The organism is Janthinobacterium sp. GW821-FHT03C10 (genome assembly GCF_059420865.1).
Window position 1 is genome coordinate 96,782 of the sequence record NZ_JBWKUN010000009.1, and the last position, 20,976, is coordinate 117,757.

Annotated in this window: 14 protein-coding genes; 6 read left to right on the forward strand and 8 right to left on the reverse strand. The window is 65.3% G+C overall.

Annotated features, from left to right (window positions below; genetic code table 11):
• Positions 1-2 precede the first annotated feature (2 nt).
• Positions 3-3,143: an efflux RND transporter permease subunit gene (locus AC07VH_RS25445; protein ID WP_494788832.1), complete on the forward strand. Its 3,141-nt coding sequence runs from the start codon at positions 3-5 to the stop codon at positions 3,141-3,143.
• Positions 3,144-3,320: 177 nt separating this feature from the next.
• Here the strand turns inward: AC07VH_RS25445 and AC07VH_RS25450 are convergent, their stop codons facing one another.
• Complete coding sequence (locus AC07VH_RS25450; RefSeq protein WP_070217754.1) at positions 3,321-3,830, reverse strand: hypothetical protein; 510 nt, start codon at positions 3,828-3,830, stop codon at positions 3,321-3,323.
• 121 nt (positions 3,831-3,951) lie between these two features.
• Positions 3,952-4,182, reverse strand: coding sequence for a hypothetical protein (locus AC07VH_RS25455; protein WP_475417187.1), 231 nt, complete (start codon positions 4,180-4,182; stop codon positions 3,952-3,954).
• Positions 4,183-4,394: 212 nt separating this feature from the next.
• On the opposite strand from AC07VH_RS25455, the gene AC07VH_RS25460 reads away from it, so the two are divergent.
• Positions 4,395-4,769 carry a hypothetical protein gene (locus AC07VH_RS25460; protein ID WP_489629013.1) on the forward strand — a complete coding sequence of 125 codons (375 nt, stop codon included), beginning with the start codon at positions 4,395-4,397 and terminating at the stop codon, positions 4,767-4,769.
• On the opposite strand, the gene AC07VH_RS25465 is transcribed toward AC07VH_RS25460, so the two are convergent.
• Positions 4,770-7,808, reverse strand: a complete 3,039-nt coding sequence (locus AC07VH_RS25465) for a sensor domain-containing diguanylate cyclase (RefSeq protein WP_475417185.1) — start codon at positions 7,806-7,808, stop codon at positions 4,770-4,772.
• A 259-nt stretch (positions 7,809-8,067) separates the two neighbouring features.
• Between AC07VH_RS25465 and AC07VH_RS25470 the strand changes: the two genes are divergently transcribed.
• Entirely contained in the window at positions 8,068-8,751 is a 684-nt protein-coding gene (locus tag AC07VH_RS25470) for a helix-turn-helix domain-containing protein (RefSeq protein WP_494788831.1), read from the forward strand.
• Here the strand turns inward: AC07VH_RS25470 and AC07VH_RS25475 are convergent.
• On the reverse strand, positions 8,735-9,640 hold the full coding sequence (locus AC07VH_RS25475) for a sterol desaturase family protein (RefSeq protein ID WP_494788830.1): 906 nt from the start codon (positions 9,638-9,640) through the stop codon (positions 8,735-8,737). The genes AC07VH_RS25470 and AC07VH_RS25475 overlap by 17 nt on opposite strands.
• Before the next feature lie 78 nt (positions 9,641-9,718).
• Positions 9,719-10,432, reverse strand: coding sequence for a 7-cyano-7-deazaguanine synthase QueC (gene queC, locus AC07VH_RS25480; RefSeq protein WP_086140873.1), 714 nt, complete (start codon positions 10,430-10,432; stop codon positions 9,719-9,721).
• 223 nt (positions 10,433-10,655) lie between these two features.
• On the opposite strand from queC, the gene AC07VH_RS25485 reads away from it, so the two are divergent.
• A complete protein-coding gene (locus AC07VH_RS25485) occupies positions 10,656-12,530 on the forward strand; it encodes an autotransporter assembly complex protein TamA (RefSeq protein WP_494788829.1) in 1,875 nt (624 codons plus the stop codon).
• Positions 12,530-16,954: a translocation/assembly module TamB domain-containing protein gene (locus AC07VH_RS25490; RefSeq protein WP_494788828.1), complete on the forward strand. Its 4,425-nt coding sequence runs from the start codon at positions 12,530-12,532 to the stop codon at positions 16,952-16,954. The genes AC07VH_RS25485 and AC07VH_RS25490 overlap by 1 nt, the downstream gene beginning before the upstream one ends.
• 174 nt (positions 16,955-17,128) lie before the next feature.
• Here the strand turns inward: AC07VH_RS25490 and AC07VH_RS25495 are convergent, their stop codons facing one another.
• The 3 genes from AC07VH_RS25495 to AC07VH_RS25505 all read right to left on the reverse strand — a co-directional run bounded on the left by AC07VH_RS25495 (position 17,129) and on the right by AC07VH_RS25505 (position 20,262).
• Positions 17,129-17,368 carry a hypothetical protein gene (locus tag AC07VH_RS25495; RefSeq protein ID WP_475417179.1) on the reverse strand — a complete coding sequence of 80 codons (240 nt, stop codon included), beginning with the start codon at positions 17,366-17,368 and terminating at the stop codon, positions 17,129-17,131.
• A 174-nt stretch (positions 17,369-17,542) separates the two neighbouring features.
• On the reverse strand, positions 17,543-17,710 hold the full coding sequence (locus AC07VH_RS25500; RefSeq protein ID WP_489629019.1) for a hypothetical protein: 168 nt from the start codon (positions 17,708-17,710) through the stop codon (positions 17,543-17,545).
• A 56-nt stretch (positions 17,711-17,766) separates the two neighbouring features.
• A complete protein-coding gene (locus tag AC07VH_RS25505; RefSeq protein WP_494788827.1) occupies positions 17,767-20,262 on the reverse strand; it encodes an alpha/beta hydrolase family protein in 2,496 nt (831 codons plus the stop codon).
• Positions 20,263-20,451: 189 nt separating this feature from the next.
• Here AC07VH_RS25505 and AC07VH_RS25510 point away from each other — a divergent pair, with 189 nt between their 5' ends.
• On the forward strand, positions 20,452-20,970 hold the full coding sequence (locus tag AC07VH_RS25510) for a CcdC protein domain-containing protein (protein ID WP_475417177.1): 519 nt from the start codon (positions 20,452-20,454) through the stop codon (positions 20,968-20,970).
• Positions 20,971-20,976 lie beyond the last annotated feature (6 nt).

Sequence of the window (20,976 nt, forward strand, 5' to 3'; positions counted from 1 at the left end):
TCATGTTTGAACGCTTGATCCGCTTTGCCATCGACCAGCGCTGGCTGGTGATGCTGGCCGTGGCCACGATGGCCGGCCTGGGCATCTACAGCTATCAAAAGCTGCCCATCGACGCCGTGCCCGACATCACCAACGTGCAGGTGCAAATCAATACCCAGTCCGCCGGCTATTCGCCGCTGGAAACCGAGCAGAGGGTCACCTTCCCCATCGAGACGGCCATGGCCGGCTTGCCCAACCTGGAACAGACGCGCTCGCTGTCGCGCTATGGCCTGTCGCAAGTGACCGTGATCTTCAAGGATGGCACGGACATCTATTTTGCCCGCCAGATGATCAACGAGCGCCTGCAGGAAGCGAAGGAAAGCTTGCCGGCTGGCATCACACCGAAGATGGGCCCCGTCTCCACGGGCCTCGGTGAAATCTATTTGTGGACGGTGGAAACGCAGGAAGGCGCGAAAAAGCCGGACGGCACGCCGTACACGCCGACGGACTTGCGCGAAATCCAGGACTGGATCATCAAGCCGCAGTTGCGCAATGTCACGGGTGTTACGGAAATCAACGCCATCGGCGGCTACGCCAAGCAATACCAGGTGGCGCCGTATCCGGAAAAGCTGGCCGCCTACGGCATCAGCCTGCAAGACGTGGTGACGGCGCTCGAGCGCAACAACAGCAACGTGGGCGCCGGCTACATCGAACGGCAGGGCGAGCAGCTGCTGATACGCGCGCCGGGCCAGGTGGCGTCCAAGGACGATCTCGGCAACATCGTCGTCGCCAATGTGCAGGGCGTGGCGATCCGCATCCGCGACGTGGCCGACGTGGTGCTGGGGCGCGAGCTGCGCACGGGCGCGGCCACGGAAAACGGCCGCGAAGTGGTGCTCGGCACCGTCTTCATGCTGATCGGACAGAACAGCCGCGCCGTGTCGCAAGCCGTGGATAAAAAGATGGTGGAAATCAACCGCAGCCTGCCCAAAGGCGTGCACGCCGTCACCGTGTATGACCGCACGGTACTCGTCGACAAGGCCATCAATACGGTGAAGAAAAACCTGCTGGAAGGCGCGGTACTGGTGATCGCCATCCTGTTCTTATTCCTCGGCAATATCCGCGCGGCCGTCATCACGGCCATGGTGATTCCGCTGGCCATGCTGTTCACGTTTACGGGCATGGTGCAATACCATGTGAGCGCCAACCTGATGAGTCTGGGGGCGCTCGATTTCGGCATCATCATCGATGGCGCCGTGGTCATCGTGGAAAACTGCGTGCGCCGCCTGGCCCATGCGCAGCAGAAACTGGGACGGCCCTTGACCTTGCAGGAGCGTTTTCAGGAAGTGTTTGCGGCATCGCAAGAAGCGCGCCGGCCCCTGCTATATGGCCAGCTGATCATCATAGTCGTGTACCTGCCCATCTTCGCGCTGACGGGCGTGGAGGGCCGCATGTTTACGCCGATGGCCCTGACGGTGGTGATCGCCCTGCTAGGCGCCATGCTGCTGTCGATCACCTTCATCCCGGCCGCCGTGGCGCTGTTTATCGGCGACAAGGTGGCGGAGAAGGAAAACGCCATCATGCGCGCCGCCAAGCGCTGGTATGCGCCGCTGCTGGACAAGGTGATGCGCAACACGCCCGTCGTGTTGACGGGCGCGGCGGTAGCCGTCGTGCTGTCGGGCTTGCTGGCCACGCGCATGGGCAGCGAATTCGTGCCCAGCCTGAACGAGGGCGACATCGCCATCCAGGCCCTGCGCATCCCCGGCACCAGCTTGACGCAATCGCTGGCCATGCAGCAGCAACTGGAAAGCAAGCTGATGGCAAACCACAAGGAAATCGCGCGCGTGTTCGCCCGTACGGGAACGGCCGAGATCGCCTCCGACCCCATGCCGCCGAATATTTCCGATGGCTACATCATGCTGAAACCCCGCGACGCATGGCCAGAACCGAAGAAGTCGCGCGAGCAATTGCTGGCGGAAATCGAAGCCACGGCCACGAGCTTGCCGGGCAATAACTACGAGTTTTCGCAACCGATCCAGCTGCGCTTCAATGAACTGATTTCCGGCGTGCGCAGCGACGTGGCCGTGAAACTGTTCGGCGACGACATGCTTGTCCTCGACAGCACGGCGGCGAAGATCGCCGCCGTGCTGGGCAAGATACCGGGCGCGACAGAGGTAAAAGTCGAGCAGACGACGGGGCTGCCGATGCTGACGGTGCAGATCGACCGCGAGCAGACGGCCCGCTACGGTCTCAACATTGCCGACGTGCAGGCGGCGATCGCCACGGCCATCGGCGGGCAGGAGGCCGGCACCCTGTTCCAGGGCGACCGCCGCTTCGACATCGTCGTGCGCCTGCCCGACAGCCTGCGCAGCGACCTGGAGCAACTCAAACGCCTGCCCATCGCCCTGCCCCTGGGCGCGGCGGCGGAAGGCCGCGCACGCTTCATTCCGCTCGGCGAAGTGGCCAGCCTGCAAGTGGCGCCGGGACCGAACCAGATCAGCCGGGAAGACGGCAAGCGCCGCATCGTCATCAGCGCCAACGTGCGCGGGCGCGATATCGGCTCGTTCGTGGCCGACGCCACGCAGCAGTTGCAAGCGCAGGTGGCCATTCCGGCCGGCTACTGGACCAGCTGGGGCGGCCAGTTCGAGCAATTGCAGTCGGCCACCAAGCGCCTGGAACTGGTGGTGCCCGTGGCGCTGGCGCTCGTCTTCGTCCTGCTGTTTGCCATGTTCGGCAACGTGAAAGATGGCTTATTGGTCTTCAGCGGCATCCCGTTCGCCTTGACGGGCGGCATCGTCGCCCTGTGGCTACGCGACATTCCCATGTCGATTTCGGCGGCCGTGGGCTTCATCGCCCTGTCCGGCGTGGCCGTGCTCAACGGCCTGGTGATGATCGCCTACATCCGCCAGCTGCGCGAACAGGGCATGCCCTTGCAGGATGCCATACGCGAGGGAGCGATCACGCGCCTGCGGCCCGTCTTGATGACGGCGCTGGTGGCGTCGCTGGGCTTCGTGCCGATGGCCATTGCCACGGGCACGGGCGCTGAAGTGCAGCGTCCGCTGGCCACCGTGGTGATCGGCGGCATTTTATCGTCGACGGCATTGACGCTGCTGGTGCTGCCATTGCTGTACCGGCTGGCGTATGCCGTAAGAGGCAGGTCGGATTAGCGGGGGCCGCCGAGGTCGCAAGCGCGTCATCCGACGCATTGTTGACGCTGGTAGCAATGTCGGATGACGGCCTTTCAGGCCTGATCCGACCTACCTGTCCATGGGTGGCGGACGTAGGTCGGATTAGCTCCGAAGGAGCGTCATCCGACACCAGCATCGGCGCCAACAATATGCAGCTTACGGCCGGCGGTAGCCGCCTTCGATCCAGTTCGCCGCGGACGTGGCATTGAACTTGAACGCGGCCGAGGTGCGCACCTTGGCGATCTGTTCGCCGTCGGCGTCGTAGGCGCTCAGTTCAGCGTACGGGTGGTCTTCGTCGGGCACGATGTCGAACATCACCTTGATCTGCCCCTCGTCGGTGGCGACGAACAGGTTCTTGTGCAGTTGCGCATGCAGCTGCTGCTCGTGGCGGCGCAGCACCTCGGACGCCGTCTTGACCAGGGTATTGAAGGCGTTGACGTCGAGCGGCTTCGGGTTTTTCTTGTCGCGGCCCATGGTCCACGGTCCCACGAGGGCCGGCTCCGGTTCGCCATCCTTGATCATGGCCACGGCCCAGCCTTCATCTTCCTCGTTCTTGATCACGCGCGCCGTCCAGCCATTGCCTACCCACAGGCGCGGCTCCTGGATCGGGGCGTCATTGTCCTGCTCGGCGGATTCGTCGGAAAAGTCGGGAAAATCGGTACTCATGGCGGTGCTCGTGATGGAAGGTCGGGGCTAGCATGATAGTCGAAAACGCCCGCCCGTGCCGCCTTGCCGGCGGCAACGGTGAACCTTCACCACTTCCTTCCGGCACCTTCCCGGGCAACTGTCAGCACATGGACATGGCAGGCCGGTTGGGCCAGGTCAGCGGCGGACCGGGCGGCACCCAGCGCGGGTCGATGGCCGGCAGCGGTGCATGGTAATTGAACGGGGTGATGATGATCGGCGGTATCGCCGATGGCGCGCCGACGGGCTCGGCGCAGGACTGCGGGGCGCTACGCTGGCGCGTGGTTCGATGGCGGGAAAGGGATAGCGATTGATCCCCGGTATCTGCAAACATGTTGCCCTCCTTGCGGGACTGAGGTAATCAGTATAGGACGGCTTGCGCACATTACAAGAAAAGAAATCTTGTTATACATCAGCGTTTTTCCGGCCTCCAGCGCCTTCCATACCGTGAAAATGACGGCCTGTCGCACGCCGCTGGCGGCAAGCGGGGCGCGCCCCTACAGTGTGACCATGCAACACCCCATCCCCCACACAGCGAGGCTTACCATGAAAAAATTGCTCACCTTCGTCCTCATCGTCATGCTTGCCTGCCTGTTCCTCGACAAGATCGGCGCCGCGGACATGCACATGCAGCTCAACGGCGACGAGATCGACGGTCCGCTGGAGTGGCTGTTCGGCCTGGTGTTTGCCGGCGGCGGCTTGCTGATCGCCGCCATTGCGCTGGTGTGCGCCGCCGTCGTCACGGGCGTGGTCCTGGCCGGCGTGGGCGTGGTGCTGATCGCCGTGGTGGCCCTGTGCGTGGCGCTGGCACTGGCGCTGAGCACGCCCGTGCTGCTGCCGCTCTTGATTCCCGTCGCCATCGTCTGGCTGATCGTCAGCCGCAACCGCAAGCAGGCGCAGACGCATCAGCACAGCCTGTAATCACTGCGCCATGAACTTGCTGAGCACGCCGTCGCCGCCGCCGTCATTCTGCTCGATGCGGTTGCGCCCGCCCCGCTTGGCCCGGTACAGCGCCTCGTCGGCGCGCGCCAGCACGGCGTCGCAATCGGCATCGGTGCCGGCCATGGCGGCCATGCCGATGCTCACCGTGATGGTGAGCACAATGCCGCCATCGATGGTCAGCGAACTTTCCGCCACGCGCCGGCGCAGCCGTTCGGCAAACACGGCCGCCGCCGGCAGATCCGTGCCCGGCAGCAAGATGGCGAATTCCTCGCCGCCCACGCGGCCCGGCACGTCGACCTTGCGCAGCGCCTGACACATCAGCGCGCCCAGGTGACGCAGCACGGCATCGCCCACGGCGTGGCCGTATTCGTCGTTGACGCGCTTGAAGTGATCGATGTCGAGCATCAGCACGCTGGCGCAGCTGGCCAGCTCGCGCTGCAAGCGGGCATGCTCGTTTTCCAGCGACGCCATGAAGTGGCGCCGGTTCGGCAAGCCGGTCAGGAAATCCGTGGTGGCCAGCTGCAGCAGTTCCGCGTTCATGCGCTTGCGCTCGGTGATGTCGAGCGAGGACACCATGACAAAGTCCAGGCTGTCCGCATGGCCGGGCATCACCAGCAAGCTCAATTCATTTTGCCGCGCCGCGCCGTCGAGACGCACGAAGCTGCTTTCGCACTCGTACAGGTGGGCGCCGCCAGCCAGCGCCAGCAGCGCATCGCCGAAACGGGGCAAGGCGCTGTCATCGAAATTCTGTGCCAGGCTCAGCGCGCCGCGGCGCTGGTCGTCCTCGTTGGCGCGCACCTGCGCCAGCGCGGCGCCGTTCGCATCGATGATGCGCACCAGCCCCGCCAGCCGCTGCAGCGCGTCCGGATTGGTCTGGAAATGGGCGCCCAGGTCGCGCACGCCCGCTTGCTCGAGAGCATCGAGCGCGGCGCGCACGGCCGACCAGTCCTGTTCCCACAGGGCCACGGGCGCATGGTCGTACAGGCTGCGGAAACGCGCTTCGCCGGCGCGCAGGGCCAGCGCCACCTGCGCCTGTTCGATGGCCATGCCGGCCAGGTGCGCCGCCTCGCTCAGCCGCGCCAGATGCGCCGCACCCGGTAGCGTCGGCTGGCGGTGATACGCCATCAGCACGCCCAGCAGCTTGCCCGAGCCGCCACGCACGGGCTCGGCCCAGCACGATTGCAGCTGGGCCCGGCACGCCAGTTCCATCGTTTCCTGCGCCTCGGCATGCAGGTCGCCGACGATCACGCGCTGGCCGTCGCGCACGGCTTGCGCGGCGATGCCATGCACGCCCTGCAGCGTGTCGAGGTCATGCCCATGGCTGGACAGGTTGAAGAACGCGGGCAAGCTCGGCGCCGCGCCCAGCACCAGGCGGTGGCGGCTTTCATCGAGCAGCAAGATGCTGCATAGCATGGCCGGATGGTCCGCTTGCACGCTCAGCACCACGCTTTCCAGCACCCGCTCCAGCGGCGCGCCCGTGGCCAGCATTTCCAGCACTTGCCGCCGCGTATGCTCGCGCCGCTCCATCTGGCTGCGCTCGCTGATATCGCGGAAGGTCCACAAGCGCGCCTGCTCATTGCCCAGCTGCATGCTGCGCACATATTGTTCGACCACCCGTCCATCGCGCAGGTGCAGCACGTCGCGCCGCTCGCGGTGGCCGTGCGGCGCGTGGGCGCGTGCCCCGAGGAACGGCGCCGCCTGCTCCAGCTGGCTTTCCACATGGCGCACCAGCGCCGCGCCATCGGCTTGCCAGTCGAGCGCGTCGGGCACTTGCCACAGGTCGCGGAAGCGCCGGTTCGAGGTGAAGATGCGGCCATTGATGTTGTCGACCAGAATGCCGTCGATGGTCGAATCGAGGATGCTGCGCAGCATGGCCTGGCTGCGCTGCGCCGCCTCGGCCATCGCCAGCACGCTCGCCTGCCCCTGCTCCAGCTGCGCAGTCAGCTCGCTCGAGCGCGCCAGCGCCGCCTGGGCGCGGGCGCGGCCCGCCGCCAGCAGCCAGGCCGCCAGCGCCAGCACGATGCTGGCCAGCAAGCCGGCCCAGGCCACCAGGCGGGGCCGCGCCAGCACCTCGCCATCGAAGCCCGGCATGGCGCGCACGCGCAAGGTCCAGGCGCGGCCGGCGATGGTGATCGCCTGCCGCGACACCAGGCTGTCCGACGCGGCGGACGACAAGGCGCCCGGCAAGCTGTCATACATCAGGGCCGCCTCGGCCAGTTGCGCGCCGTCATAGATTTCCAGGTCCAGCTGGCGCGCCGCCTCGCCGCCCACGCCCGCCATCAGGTCGCCCATGCGGAACGGCGCAAACACCCAGGCGCGCAAGGCGGCGCGCCGCTGCTCCACGCCGGCATGCGGCAAGCCATTGTCATACACGGGCAGCACGATCAGGAAACCATGCGCCTGGGCGCTGCCGCCATCTTGCACCAGGTGGATCTTGCCCGTCATGGCGGCCTGGCCCGTATCGCGCGCCTGCTCGAGCGCGGCGCGGCGCACCGGTTCGGACCAGATGTCATAACCGAAGGCCAGCAGGTTGCTCTCGCTCAAAGGTTCCAGATAGGTAATGGGCGCGTGCCAGGCGCGCTGGCCTTGCGGGCGCACGGCATAGCCGGGATAGCCCTCCGCGCGCACGCTGGCCTCGTGCCGCGCCAGGGCGGCGCCGGGCAACAGCGGCAGATAGCCGATACCGTGGATGCCGGGAAAGTTTCGGTCGACTTGCTGCACCGCCAGATAAGCATGGAATTCGCGGCGCGTGACTTCCTGCGAACTGGCATACAGTCCCTGCACCCCGTGCAGCACCTGGATATAGGTCTGCATGCGGCCGGCGATGTTGCCCACCAGTTCGCGCACGCGGAAATCGAAATCGGCCCGCACCTGCTGTTCGCTGGCGTCGTGGGCATTGCGCCAGGCGCCATACGTCAGTCCCAGGCACAGCGCCAGCACCAGCGCGGCCAGGGCGCGCGGTCCCACCCAGTGCGACACTGGCCGGGCAAACCACGACAAAGACGCGCGTGTAGGCATGGCAGGCTGACAGGCAGAATGACATCAAACCGCGACACGGCCGGCAACATGGCTGGCCGCGGCTGCACGATTACCATCGGTAGTCGATGAGAATGATAGTACGTTACAGCGGGCGCCCTTGCAATGCTGAATATTGTGCTAAAAAGCGCACATGTTTCGTCGATGCAATGATGCGTACTCCATGAAAATTCGATGCCATGAAAACCATCTCGCGCCCGCTGGTATGATCGCCCCGCAATCCATCAACAAGGAGCCACATTTGCAGCAAGACAGCTGGCAGGGAACACTCTGGCTGGCGCCGGACTTCGCCATCCTGCATGGCGCGGCGGGCGCCACGGACAGCCACGCCCATTATGCGCACCAGTTGATGCTGAGCATGGGCGCGCCCTTCACAGCAGAGCTCGACGGCATCGTCCACACGGCGCGGCACTTGCTGGTCGATAGCCTGCGCCCGCACGCCATCGTGACCGCGCTGGCGCCCATGCTGACCATCTATGCGGAGCCGCAGCGCCTGGGTGGCGCAGCCTTGCTGGCGGCCGCCGCCCAGGCTGGCGCGCCCACGCTGGAGCATATCGCCGCCGCATTGCGGGCCCAGCCGCGCGAGCCCTTGCCCGATCCCCGCTTGCGCCGCGCGCTGGAGCAGGTCGACATATTGTTGTCGGGCAAGGTCAGCGCGGCAGCCGTGGCCGAGGCCGCGCATTTGTCGCTGAGCCAGCTGGAACGCCTGTTCAGCGCCCAGCTGGGCTTGCCCGTGCGCCGGCTGGTGCTGTGGCGCCGTTTGCGCCTGGCCATCCGTTTTATCTTGTTCGGCAGTACCTTGACGGACGCGGCCCACGGCGCCGGCTTTGCCGATGCGGCGCATTTTTCGCGCACCATGCGCAGCCTGTTCGGCGTGCGCGCCGACCGCAGCTTGCGCCAGTTGCAGGTCACGCTGCTCGATTGAGCGCATGCTTCAAGCCGGCCGGCAGCTCGGGCGCACGCACGCCCTCTTCCGCGCGGAACGGTTCGATCAATTGCGGCAGGTAGGCCACGGGATAGTCGGGACGGCTGCCGATGCCCAGGTCCTCGCCCCGCATGCGGTAGCCGGGTGCGTCGAAGGCCGTGCCCAGCAGGCGGTCCCAGCACGTAAAGAACAGGCCGAAATTCACGTCGCCGGCCGTGCCGTACTTCATGTGGTGAAAACGGTGCAGCGGCGCCCAGGCGAATACGTGGCGCAGCGGCCCCATGCGCATATCGACGTTCGCGTGCTGCAACAGCAGCTGGATCGCCACGGCAAACGCCAGCACGGCCATGACGGGCTCCGGTATGCCCAGCAGCAACAAGGGCAGCATGCCGCCCGCCGCTTCCAGCAGCAGGTGCAGCGGGTGCTTCATCCAGCCGTTAAAACCATACAGGCGCCGCACGCTGTGGTGCACGGCATGCAGTTTCCACAGAAAGTAATAATGGTGGCTCAGGTAATGCACGAGCGTGATGCCGCAGTCGGCGATAAGGATGGCCAGCAGCAGCTGCGCCCAGAACGGCAACTGGTCCGGCCAGAATGCGCCCAGCGCCAGGTGTCCGGCCAGCAGGGGGAAGGCAACCAGGCCCAGCAGGTACAGCGCCTCGTTGACGAGCGCATGCACGGCGTCGCGCCAGCCGTCGCCGTGCGCGTGGTTCCACGCGCCGTCATACGGCAGGTAGCGTTCGGCAAGCAGGGAAGTGAGCAGGGCCAGCAGCAGCAAGGGCGGCAAGACCCAGAGGGAATAGTGGCACACCGCGATCAGGCAACTGGCGGCGCCGATGAAGCCGGCCCAGAAGACGGGGCCGTACAGCGCGGCAAAGAGGGATGTCATGGCAAGGCGCTCCTGTGGCAAAAACCACAGCATCGCTTGCACGCCTGCCGCGCCGCTTGAAGAAACGGCGCAACCTGCTTATTTTGCCGCCTTGCGCGCCGCGTACTGCTGGTAACCGTTCGCGCGCAGGGCACAGGCGGGGCAGGTGCCGCAGCCATAGCCCCAGTCGTGCAATTCGCCCCGCTCGCCCAGGTAGCACGTATGCGTGCCGCTGCGGATCAGGTCGACCAGCGGCTGGCCGCCCAGGTCTTCCGCCAGGTCCCAGCTTTGCGCCTTGTCCAGCCACATCAGCGGCGTTTCCAGCTTCAAACGCGTATCCATGCCCAGGTTCAGGGCCACTTGCAGCGCCTTCATCGTGTCGTCGCGGCAATCCGGGTAGCCGGAGAAATCCGTCTCGCACATGCCGCCCACCAGCACCGTCAAGCCGCGGCGGTAGGCCACGGTGGCGGCCACCGTCATGAACAGCAGGTTGCGTCCAGGCACGAAGGTGTTCGGCAAGCCGTTTTCCTGCATGACGATCTCGACGTTCTGCGTCATGGCCGTATCGGAAATGGCGGAAATCAGCGACAGGTCGATCATGTGGTCCTGGCCCAGGCGGCTGTCCCACTCGGGCGACTGCCGGCGCATCTGTTCCAGTACGCCGGGACGCACGGTCAGCTCGATCGCATGGCGCTGTCCATAGTCAAAGCCGATGGTTTCCACGCGGCTATAGTGTTTCAGGGCCCAGGCCAGGCAGGTGGTGGAATCTTGTCCACCGCTAAAGAGCACCAGTGCGGAGTCCGTTGCTAGCATAATTTCTTTCTTTTCAGTGTGATTCTGTTCCAATTGTGCGCAGGGAAACATGATTCCCAGTGCAAAAAATACTTATTCGTCCGCCATCAGTTTACCTATTCCGGTAACATGCAGTCAGCATTTACTCATCTGGAGCACCATGTTTTCTGCACGACCCATACGGCATACGGCTGCCGGCAAGGCGATACGACCACGAATTTTGGCACAAGTAGTGACAAAAGCAATGGGTCAACTGACACTGGCGGCCGCCGGCGGCGTCATCTCGCTGTTTCCCATCGCCCATGCGGCCGCGCAAGATGCTGCTCCGGAGAGCGCCAGCGTCACGGAAACGGCGCCCGCCCCGCTGCAGTACGAGGTCAAGGTCAACGCCCCCGGCGACCTCGATGAGTTGCTGGAAAAAAACCTGGACCTGGAACGCTTCCGCGGCAACCCGCGCATGGACCGCGAGCAATTGCAGCGCCTCGTGCGCGATACGCCCGAGCAAGCCAAAAACCTCATCGCCACGGCCGGCTACTACACGCCCGTCGTCACGGTGCGCGTCGATACGACGGGCGCCAAACCCGTCGTCATCGTCGACGTCGAGCCGGGCCAGCCCGTGACCGTCGACAAGGTCGAGCTGGAATTACGCGGCTTCGATCCCACGCCGCCGCTGGCCGCTTCCGAACCCTACGATACGGAAGCCCTGAAACGCAGCTGGGCCCTGAAGACGGGCAGCGTGTTCCGCCAGGCGGAATGGGAGTCCGCCAAACGCGCGCTGCTGCGCGAAGTGGTGCAGACGCGCTACCCGCGCGCCCAGCTGGTCGATACGCAAGCCGTGGTCGATCCGGAAACGCACAAGGTGTCCTTGCTGGTCGTTCTCGACAGCGGCCCCGAGCTGCGCTTCGGCGAGCTGCGCATCGAAGGCTTGAAGCGCTACGATGCCAGCATCATCCGCAACCTCGACAAGATACGCCCGGGCGACTATTACAGCGAGTCGGCGCTGCAATCGTTCCAGGCACGCCTGCAGGACACGGGCTACTTTGCCAGCGTGGAAGTGAGCGCCGACATGAGCAGCATCCTGGGCGAGCAGATCGAGGCGGGCCAGGAAAGCCAGCAAGCCGAGGCCGCCGCCGAAGCCAGGCCCGCCAACCGCGGCCCCGCGCCGCAGCTGCCGCTGGTCGTGCGCGTGACGGAAAACAAGCAGCAGAACGTCAGCGCCGGTCTCGGTTTCAGTACGAATACGGGTAATCGCGCCCAGCTCAACTATGACAACCTGAACGTGTGGGGCACGCGCTTCAAGAGCGCGATCACCATGGAAACGAAGAAACAGGCGGCGCACGCCAATTTCTACTTTCCGACGACCGAGCGCGGCTATAACGACAGCGCGGGCGCCTCGTTCGAGCGCAGCGACATTTCCAACGAAATCACGGCCGTCACCACCATCTCGGCCAAGCGCAACTGGGGTGGCACCAACCTCGAGCGCAGCCTGACGTTCGAGTTCCTCAGCGAAGACAAGACGGTGGTGGGCCTGGAACAGACGCGCAGCAAGAGCTTGCCGCTGACCTATGCCATCACCAAGCGCAGCCTCGACAGCCTGCTGTTCCCCACCAAGGGCTATGTCATCAATGCGCAGGTGGGCGGCGCGCTGCTGCCCCTGCTGACGGACGAGCGCTTCGTGCGCGTCGCCGGCAAGGCCGTGTATTACCGTCCGCTGGGCGAAAAGGGCGAACTCATCCTACGCGGCGAAATGGGCGCGCTGGGCTCGAAAGAGAAGCGCGGCGTGCCGGCCGTCTACCTGTTCCGCGCGGGCGGCGACCAGTCGGTGCGCGGCTATGCCTACCAGGAACTGGGCGTCAAGGAAGGCGACGCCACCGTCGGCGGGCGCTACATGGCCACCGCCAGCGCCGAGTACCAGTACTGGTTCAAGCCGAAATGGGCCATCGCCGCCTTCTACGACGCCGGCAACGCGGCCGATACCGTCAAGGCGCTGACGCCGAAATCGGGCTACGGCCTGGGCGGACGCTACAAGAGTCCCGTCGGCCCCATCAATGTCGACGTGGCATATGGCCATGCCGTCCACGCCTACCGTTTGCACTTTTCTCTGGGATTCACTTTCTGATGTCCGATATTTCTACCGAGTCCCACGACGCCGCGCCGCCACCGCCGGCGAAAAAATCGCGCCGCTGGGTGCGCTACGTGCTGATCGCCGTCGCCAGCCTGGCCGTGCTGCTGGGCGGCGCCTTCTGGTTCCTGGGCCGCGAATCGACCCTGCAGATGCTGGTGCAAAAAGTGGCCAGCGCCAGCGGCGGCGACATCGCAGTGTCGGGCGTGTCCGGCTCGCTGTACAACCGCATGCACCTGGGCCACGTCAGTTACCGCAGCAAGACGCAGCACATCACGGCCGACAACATCGACATCAACTGGTCGCCATTCCAGTTCTTCTCGGAAGGCATCGCCATCAGCGAACTGCACGTGGCCAGCCTGTCCGTGGAAAGCACGGCGCCGTCCGACGAGCCGTCGACCATGCCCGCCAGCCTGGCCGCGCCCTTTAAAATCGGCATTGCCGACGCGCGCCTGGACAAGGTGACCCTCATCAGCGCGGGCGGCAACACGGTGTTTGAAAAAATCCATTTCACCTTGTCGGGCGACAAGTCGCAATGGCAGCTGGAAGACGCCTCGGCCGTCACGCCGTTCGGCCAGGCCACGGCCAGCGCGACGATCGCCGCCACGCAGCCGTTCAAACTGTCAGGCAAGGCGGGATTGACGCAGATCAACCCTGCCGCCGGCGAAAAACCGGCTGCCCTCGCCTTGCAGCTGGGCGGCGACCTGAACGTGCTGAACGTCACGGCCAAGGGCAGCGCGGGCGCGGCCACGGCCGATGCCCGGCTGGCGCTGGCGCCGTTCGACCCCGTCATCATCCTGCGCTCGGCCAGCATCAAAGGCCGCAACATCAATCCGGGCAAGTTCGACGCGACCTTGCCGCAGGCGGACCTGAGCCTGGAACTCGATGCCGCCATCGACACCCGGCCGGCCAGGCAAACGGTGTCGGGCAAGCTGGCCATCCTCAACCACGCCACGCCTGGCCCCATCGACCAGCAAAAGCTGCCGCTGCGCCAGTTCGAAGCGCGCCTGGGCGGCACCCTGACGGCCACGACGCTGGAATCGGCCATCATCGATTTCGGCAACGCGGGCAAATTCACGGGCGGCGGCAAGCTCAACCGCGATGCCGTCGATGCCCCCATCGGCACTGCGCAACTGACCTTGCACACGGACAAGATCGACTTGCAGCATATCTACAGCAGCATCAACAGCACGAAGATCGTCGGTGACATCGTGCTCGACAGCGACGGCAAGACGCAAACCCTGCGCGCCAGGCTCGGCGAAGCCAAGCTGCGCCTGGATGTGGAAGCCACCCTGGCCGACTCGCTCGTGCAACTGCGCAAGGCCACCTTGCAGGCAGGCAAAAGCAGCGTCAACGCGACGGGCCAGATCAGCCTGAAGGACGAACAGCCATTCAAGGCCGTGGCCAGCACCAGCCGCCTCAATCCCGCCGACTTCGGCGCCTTCCCCGTGGCCGACCTGAACCTCGACGTGCGCGCCCATGGCCACGTGGCCCCCAAGTGGCTGGCGAACGCGGACTTCACCGTGCGCCCCAGCAAGCTGCTCGACCAGCCCTTGTCCGGCAAGGGCAAGCTGACGGCCGATGCGGCCCATTTCAGCGGCATCGACGTGCAATTGGCGCTAGGCAAGAACAACGTGACGGCCAAGGGCAACTTTGGCGGCGCCGGCGAAAAACTCAACTGGAACGTCGATGCACGCCAGCTTTCCGCCCTGCAGGGCGACTTGCTGGGTACGGTGCTGGCCAGCGGCGTGGTGCAGGGCACCCTGCAGCAGCCGCGCACGAGCTTTGTGGCCGATGCGAAAGGACTGGGCCTCACCAGCGGCAAGCGCCCCGCGCCCGACAGCGCCATCCACGCCAGCGGCGAAGTGGGCTTGACGGGGCCGAAGCAGCAGGCGGAATTGAAAATGACGGGTTCCTTGCAAAAGATCAACCCGGCCGCGTTTGGCGCATCGCTGCCCAACGGCAACGTGAATGCGGATTTCAACGGCAGCGGCCGATTGACCAGCGACTGGCAAGTGGCCCTCAACCTGGCCTTGCGCGAATCGACCCTGCAAAACGCCCCGCTGGCCGGCTATGCCAAGCTGTCGGCCAACGCGAAACGCATCGACAGCGTGGATACGGAACTGCGCCTGGGGCCGAACAGCTTGCTGGCCAAGGGCGCGCTGGGCGGCGCCACCGACAAGCTGACGTGGAAACTCGATGCGCCGCAACTGTCGACCCTGGGTCCCAATTTTGCCGGCGTGCTGCATGCGGCCGGTTCCGTCTCGGGCAAGATGGACGCGCCCGCCGCGCAATTGACGCTCGATGGCAAGGACCTGACCTTCTTTGGCGAGCAGCAATTGAAAGCCGTGAAAGGCAGCGCCAGCGTGGGCGCCGGCCAGGGCGCACTCGACCCCATGGTCAGCAGCCTGGAAATCACGGGCTACGCCACGCCCACCTTCAAGCTGGCCAGCGCCCGCCTGGGCACGACGGGCACGCGCGGCAGCCATACGGTCAATTTGACGGCGCGCAATGACGATTTCGATGCCACCGTGCAAATCCGCGGCAGCCAGAGCGGCGCCGCCTGGACGGGCAGCATCGACAGCCTGCAAAACAAGGGCCGCTACGCGCTCGTGCTGCAAGCGCCCGTGCCCGTGAAAGTGGCAGGACCGGCCGGCAGCGGCGTGGCGGGCCTGGGCCAGCCCGAGCAGATCAGCGTGGGCAACACCGTCATCAAATTACCGGCAGGCAGCATCACCATGCAAAACCTGGTCAAGAACGGCCCCCGGTGGACCAGTTCCGGCCAGGCGGCCGGCGTGGCCCTGACCTATCTGGCGCAGGTCATTCCCTCGCTGCAGGCGAATGCGCGCAGCGACCTGACCCTGGGCGCGCAATGGTCGCTCGACATGCAGGTGCCGACGGCCAAGCAGAAAGATCCCTCGCTGGCGGGCATGCTGCACATCTACCGCGAAAAAGGCGATGTGACGGTGGGCGTGGAGCAGCCGCTGGCGCTGGGCTTGCGCACCTTCGATGCCCGCGTGGATGTCGCCAACCAGCAGCTGCGCCTGGCCGTGAAACTCGATGGCGCACGCGCGGGCCAGAGCGATATCAATGCCACCGTGCAAATGCTGAACGGACGCATCAGCAACGACAGCGCCCTGTCGATGACGGGCACCACGAATATCGATTCGTTGGCGTGGCTGGCGCCGCTGACGGGCCAGCCGGGCCTGGAACTGGGCGGCGCCTTGAAAGTGGCCCTGTCCGGCAGCGGCACCATCGGCGCGCCGCAACTGAATGGCGACATCAACGGCAGCAAGCTGCTGGTGAACTGGGCCGACCAGGGCTTGAAATTGCGCAATGGCGTGCTGCAAGCCAAGCTGGCCGGCGATCAGCTGCAATTGCAGCGTTTGAGCTTTGACGGCGGCGACGGCAAGGTGCAGGCAGATGGCTGGGTACGCTTTGCGAATGGCGAAGCGAGCCTGGAACTGAAGCTGATGGCCGACCGCCTGCAGGCGCTGTCGCGCCCGGACCGCACTTTGGTCCTGTCGGGCAACAGCACCCTGGTGCGCAATGACAAGCGCTTCAGCTTCGAGGGCAAGTTCAAGGCCAACCGCGCGCTGATCGAGCTGGCGCCGCAGGATACGCCCACGCAAAGCAGCGACGTGGTGGTGCTGGGCAAGGAAGTCAAGGGCGGCAAGGAAGCGCCTTCGCTGCCCCTGAATATCGATCTCGAGTTTGACCTGGGCAACGCCTTCCACCTGCGCGGCATGGGCCTCGACGCGGATCTGGCGGGCAATGTGCGCGCCCGCGTCATCAACCGCGCCGCGCCGCGCGTGACGGGCAGCATCAAGGTCACGAACGGCCAGTACGCCGCGTATGGACAGAAGCTGTCGATCGAGCGGGGCCTGATCGCCTTCACGGGCGCCTACGACAATCCGTCGCTGAACATCCTGGCCGTGCGCAAGCGTCCCGAAGGCGAGGCGCTGTCGGAAACGAACGTGGAAGCGGGCGTGGAAGTGCGCGGCACGGCGCAGGCGCCGACGGCCAAGCTGGTGTCCACGCCCAGCGTGTCGGACAGCGACAAGCTGGCCTGGCTGATCCTCGGCCACGGCGCGGAAACGGCGGCCGGCGACGAAATGGCCCTGCTGACGACGGCCGCAGGCGCCCTCTTCGGCGGCTCCGGCGGCGGCTTGCAGGGCAAGCTGGCCAATTCGCTGGGCCTCGATGAAGTGGGCCTGTCGCAGGCCCAAGGGCTGGAAAGCACGGTCGTCACCGTCGGCAAGCGGCTGTCGTCGCGCGCCTACCTGACGTTCGAGCAAGGCACGAGCACGGCGACGAGCCTGGTGAAGCTGCGTTATAAACTGAACCGCCGCATCACTTTGCAGTTCCAGACGGGCACGAACAATGCGCTGGACGTGTTGTATACGTGGGCGTTTGATTAGAGTGGCGGCCAACGATGTTGTCGGATTACGCGGGGCGTGGCCCCGCTAATCCGACCTACGGCCCATGTGCATCCACGTAGGTCGGATTAGCGGCGCAGCCGCGTCATCCGACACCACCAGAAACAACAAAGGGCGCCTCGGCGCCCTTTTTCTTGATCTGCCGCAAAGGCGATCTTACTCAGCCACGTCGAGCCCCCGCTCGATCATGCCTTCGACATACGCGCGCAGATACTGCTCCAGCGCGGGACCGGACAGCACATTGGCCGTCAGCGCGCCGTGCGGCGAGCCTTTCAGCACGCCGGCATGGTACACGCGCGCAATCCAGGCCACGTCCGCGCCCTGGGTGTAATCGAGTTCATAGTCGAACGATTCTCCGCTGACTTTGCGTGTGTAGACTTCCTTGACAATTGCCATCTAAAACAGCCTTTCTTGACGAGATTAACTAAGTAATCCTCAGGAAATTATTGTGAATTTATGACGAACAGAACCGGATGCTATGCAAGGCGCCCGCTGCGACGCAGTGCGAGCACTGCTAGCAGCGGGCAACGCCGCAGAGCGCCGGTTATGGAAGTCAGAAATCACAATAATTTATTGGGGGTTACTTAGCATAGGATGCGGGTGCGGCACGGGATCGTCCTGCGGCACCGGGTGCACGGGCCCCGGGTGGCGCCCGGGCGCTTCTTGCGGCTCCGGCGCCGGCATGGGTTCATCGACGGGCGCCGGGTCGGGCGCGCGGTGGGCGTGGATGACGGTCATGGCTGGCCTCCCTGCAGACAAAGGAAGACCATACCACGAGATGCGCGCCGCCGCCCTTATTTGCCGGCCGGCTTGACGTCGGCGGCTGGCGGCGCCGCGTTCTTCACATATTTCTCCAGCCAGTTGTTGCTTTCATACAGCATCTGCATGATCGATTCGCGCGCGCGGTAGCCGTGGCTCTCGTTCGGCAGCATCACCAGGCGCGCCGTGCCGCCCAGTCCCTTGACGGCCTGGAACATGCGCTCGCTCTGGATGGGGAAGGTGCCCGAGTTGTTGTCCTGCTCGCCATGGATCATCAGCAGCGCATCCTTGATCTTGTCCGCATAATTGAACGGCGACATGGCCTGGTAGACGGCCGGCGCCTGCCAGAACGCGCGCTCTTCCGCCTGGAAGCCGAACGGCGTCAGGGTGCGGTTGTAGGCGCCGCTGCGGGCGATGCCGGCGCGGAACAGCCGCGTATGCGCCAGCAGGTTGCCCGTCATGAAGGCGCCATACGAGTGGCCGCCGATGGCGATGCGGTTGCGGTCGGACACGCCACGGCGCACCACTTCGTCGACGGCCGCCTCGGCATCGGCCACCAGCTGCGGCAGATAGGTGTCGTTCGGCTCCTGTTCGCCGTTGCCGACGATGGGGAACGATGGATTGTCGAGCACGGCGTAACCCATGGACAGGAAGGCGGCCGGGCCCCAGTAGCTGACGGCATTGAATTTGTAGGGCGAGCCCTTGGTCTGGCTGGCGGCGCTGGCCGTCTTGAATTCCTGCGGATACGCCCACATCAGGGTCGGCAGCGGGCCGTCGCGCTTGACGTCGTAGTTCGGCGGCAGCATCAATGTCGCCGTCAAGTCCACGCCGTCGGCGCGCTTGTAGCGGATCAGCTCTTTCTGCACGTCCTTCAGTTGCGGCAGCGGATGGGGGAAATGCGTGAGGGCCGTCAATTGCGCCGCGCCCTGCTGTTTCAGGTTGCGCACATAGTAATTCGGCTGCTCGGTCGGCGATTCGCGCGTCGACAGCAGACGGCTGCCATCCTCGTCCAGCACGGCCACCACGTTTTCATAGTAGGGCGCGGCGCTCTGGAACAGGCGTTCCTTCTGTTTCGTCGCCAGGTTCAGGCGGTCGATGAACGGGCGGTCGCCCTCCTTCGATGCGCCTTGGCCGTCGAGCAGGATGGAACCGTCAGCGGCGATGAGCAGGCGCGGCAAGCCGGCAGCGTCCGCGCGCATGACGGGCTGGCCCGGATCGTTGTAGCGATCCTCGAACGATCCAGCGTACACGAGGTCGGCCGGGGCGGCGGGTTGATCTGGCGCAATGCGCCATTGCTTGACGGCGCGCGTCTTGTACCACGCTTCGCTGAGCAGGGCCAGGTCGCCGCGGCCCCAGGCCACGCCCGCGTAGCGCGAAGCCAGCTTGGCCAGCACGGCCGGCTTGGCAGTGAACGGTGCCGCCTGCGTGTAGACGATGTCGCGGATCTCGGCCGCCTTGGCCGGATCGCCGCCGTCCTGCGCTTCGGCCCACACCAAGGTGGCGGGCGCATCGACGCGCCAGCTGACGGAGCGCACGCCGGCGGACACGGCATCATTACCTGGCGGCAGCCCTTCCTCCAGCGGCAGGGCCGCCACCGCGTGTTCCACCTTGCCATTCAGGTCGCGCACGTCGATCTTGTGAGCGAAATCATGCGCCGGCACGATGTAGGAATACGGACGCACGATGCTGGTCGTCAGCAGGTGCTTGCCATCGGGCGAAGCCGACACGCGCGAGAACTGGCCCGGCTGGCCGACCAGGCGCTGCTTGCCAGCCACGTCCAGCAAGGCCAGCTGCACGGTGATGTAGTGTTCGAACAGCTGCGCATCCTGTTCGTTTTTCAGCAAGTCGGGATAGGTGCGCAATTGCTTGACGCCGCCGCCCGGCACGCTGTCCTGGATGGACGGGCCCGTCGGGATGCCGCTGGCAACGGGCGCCGCGCCCAGCTTGGCCGGCTTCAGCTGCACCAGCAAGGTCTTGCTGTCCGGCATCCAGGAAAAGCCGCGGCCATACACGGCCGACAGGGGGGTGCTGGACAGCTTGCGCGCCGCTTTCGTCTGCACGTCGAGCAGCCACAGTTCCACGCCCGACTCCTTCACGCCCCTGGCGGGATCGGCAAAGGCGATGTGCGTAAAGGCCAGGTAGCGCTGGTCGGGCGACCAGGCCAGGTCGGCGATGCGGGGTGCCGCCGGCAAGCCGCTGACCTTGATTTCCTTCTGCGTATCGATGTCGAGCAAGCCCAGTCCCGTGTGGAAACTGAAGCGGCTGGCCGAATACGTGCGCGGATTGATGCGCAAGCCCGCCAGCTTCAGTTCCGGCTGCGCCACTTCGCTTATGCTGGGCAAGGAGGGCGTGGGCAGCACGGCGGCCAGGTTGCGTTTCGGGCTCAGGCTCAGTGTCGGCGCGCGCGGCGCATCGACGATGGCTTGCAGGGGCGCGGGCGGGGCTTGATAAGCGCCATCTTGCGCCATGGCCAGGGAAGACGAGGCCATCAGGCCGACAGTGAGGGGAAGCAAAGGCAAACGAGTAGACATGGAACTCCAGTGTATGAAGGTGATGACAGCAAGCGAGCGCACCGCACCGCTCATGGCGGCGCTTTGTGACAGGGCATAGTGCGTTCATGCCAAGTAAATGTCAACCAACAACTTTTGCTGTTTGACAAGCATCGCCGCCCGCCCCCATCTGGCTTACAATCGCTGTTTTACCCGCACCCGATTGCCTACATGGAAACCACTACCCTCGCCCTGCTGTTCCTGGTCCCGCTGCTGGTCTGGCGCATCTATTCGCGCCTGAAGAAACTGGTGGCGCGCCAGAAGTCGCAGCTGTGGCGGCACTGGAGCGTGGCGATCGCCTTTCCCGCACTGCTGCTGTTCCTGGCGACGACGACGAAATTCGAGCTGCTGCCCCTGTCCAGCCTGGGCGCGGCCGCGCTGGCCGGCGGCTGGCTCGGTGTGCTGGGCTTAAAGCTGACGCGCTTCGAGCAAGTCGGCAAGGATTTCTTTTTTACCCAGCACCGCTACCTGGGCCTGGCCATCACGATGCTGTTCATCGCCCGCTTGCTGTACCGCGGCATGGAAATCTACCTGAACACGCGCCTGGACGTGCCCGTGCCGCCGCCGCCGTTCGGCCAGAGCCCGCTGACCATGGCCGCCTACGGCCTCGTCATCGGCTACTACGCCGTGTATGCGTGGGGCCTGGTGCGCTGGCGCCAGCGCAACAAACCCCTGCAAACCGCAGAGTAAGCCGGG

Coding starts and splice junctions, on each gene's coding strand:
- AC07VH_RS25475 (WP_494788830.1), bottom strand. CDS start 9,640: ATGACATCCCTCTTTGCCGCGCTGTACGGCCCCGTCTTCTGGGCCGGC.
- AC07VH_RS25465 (WP_475417185.1), bottom strand. CDS start 7,808: ATGCCTACACGCGCGTCTTTGTCGTGGTTTGCCCGGCCAGTGTCGCAC.
- AC07VH_RS25495 (WP_475417179.1), bottom strand. CDS start 17,368: ATGGCAATTGTCAAGGAAGTCTACACACGCAAAGTCAGCGGAGAATCG.
- AC07VH_RS25510 (WP_475417177.1), top strand. CDS start 20,452: ATGGAAACCACTACCCTCGCCCTGCTGTTCCTGGTCCCGCTGCTGGTC.
- AC07VH_RS25505 (WP_494788827.1), bottom strand. CDS start 20,262: ATGTCTACTCGTTTGCCTTTGCTTCCCCTCACTGTCGGCCTGATGGCC.
- queC (WP_086140873.1), bottom strand. CDS start 10,432: ATGCTAGCAACGGACTCCGCACTGGTGCTCTTTAGCGGTGGACAAGAT.
- AC07VH_RS25460 (WP_489629013.1), top strand. CDS start 4,395: ATGAAAAAATTGCTCACCTTCGTCCTCATCGTCATGCTTGCCTGCCTG.
- AC07VH_RS25455 (WP_475417187.1), bottom strand. CDS start 4,182: ATGTTTGCAGATACCGGGGATCAATCGCTATCCCTTTCCCGCCATCGA.
- AC07VH_RS25450 (WP_070217754.1), bottom strand. CDS start 3,830: ATGAGTACCGATTTTCCCGACTTTTCCGACGAATCCGCCGAGCAGGAC.
- AC07VH_RS25500 (WP_489629019.1), bottom strand. CDS start 17,710: ATGACCGTCATCCACGCCCACCGCGCGCCCGACCCGGCGCCCGTCGAT.
- AC07VH_RS25485 (WP_494788829.1), top strand. CDS start 10,656: ATGGGTCAACTGACACTGGCGGCCGCCGGCGGCGTCATCTCGCTGTTT.
- AC07VH_RS25490 (WP_494788828.1), top strand. CDS start 12,530: ATGTCCGATATTTCTACCGAGTCCCACGACGCCGCGCCGCCACCGCCG.
- AC07VH_RS25445 (WP_494788832.1), top strand. CDS start 3: ATGTTTGAACGCTTGATCCGCTTTGCCATCGACCAGCGCTGGCTGGTG.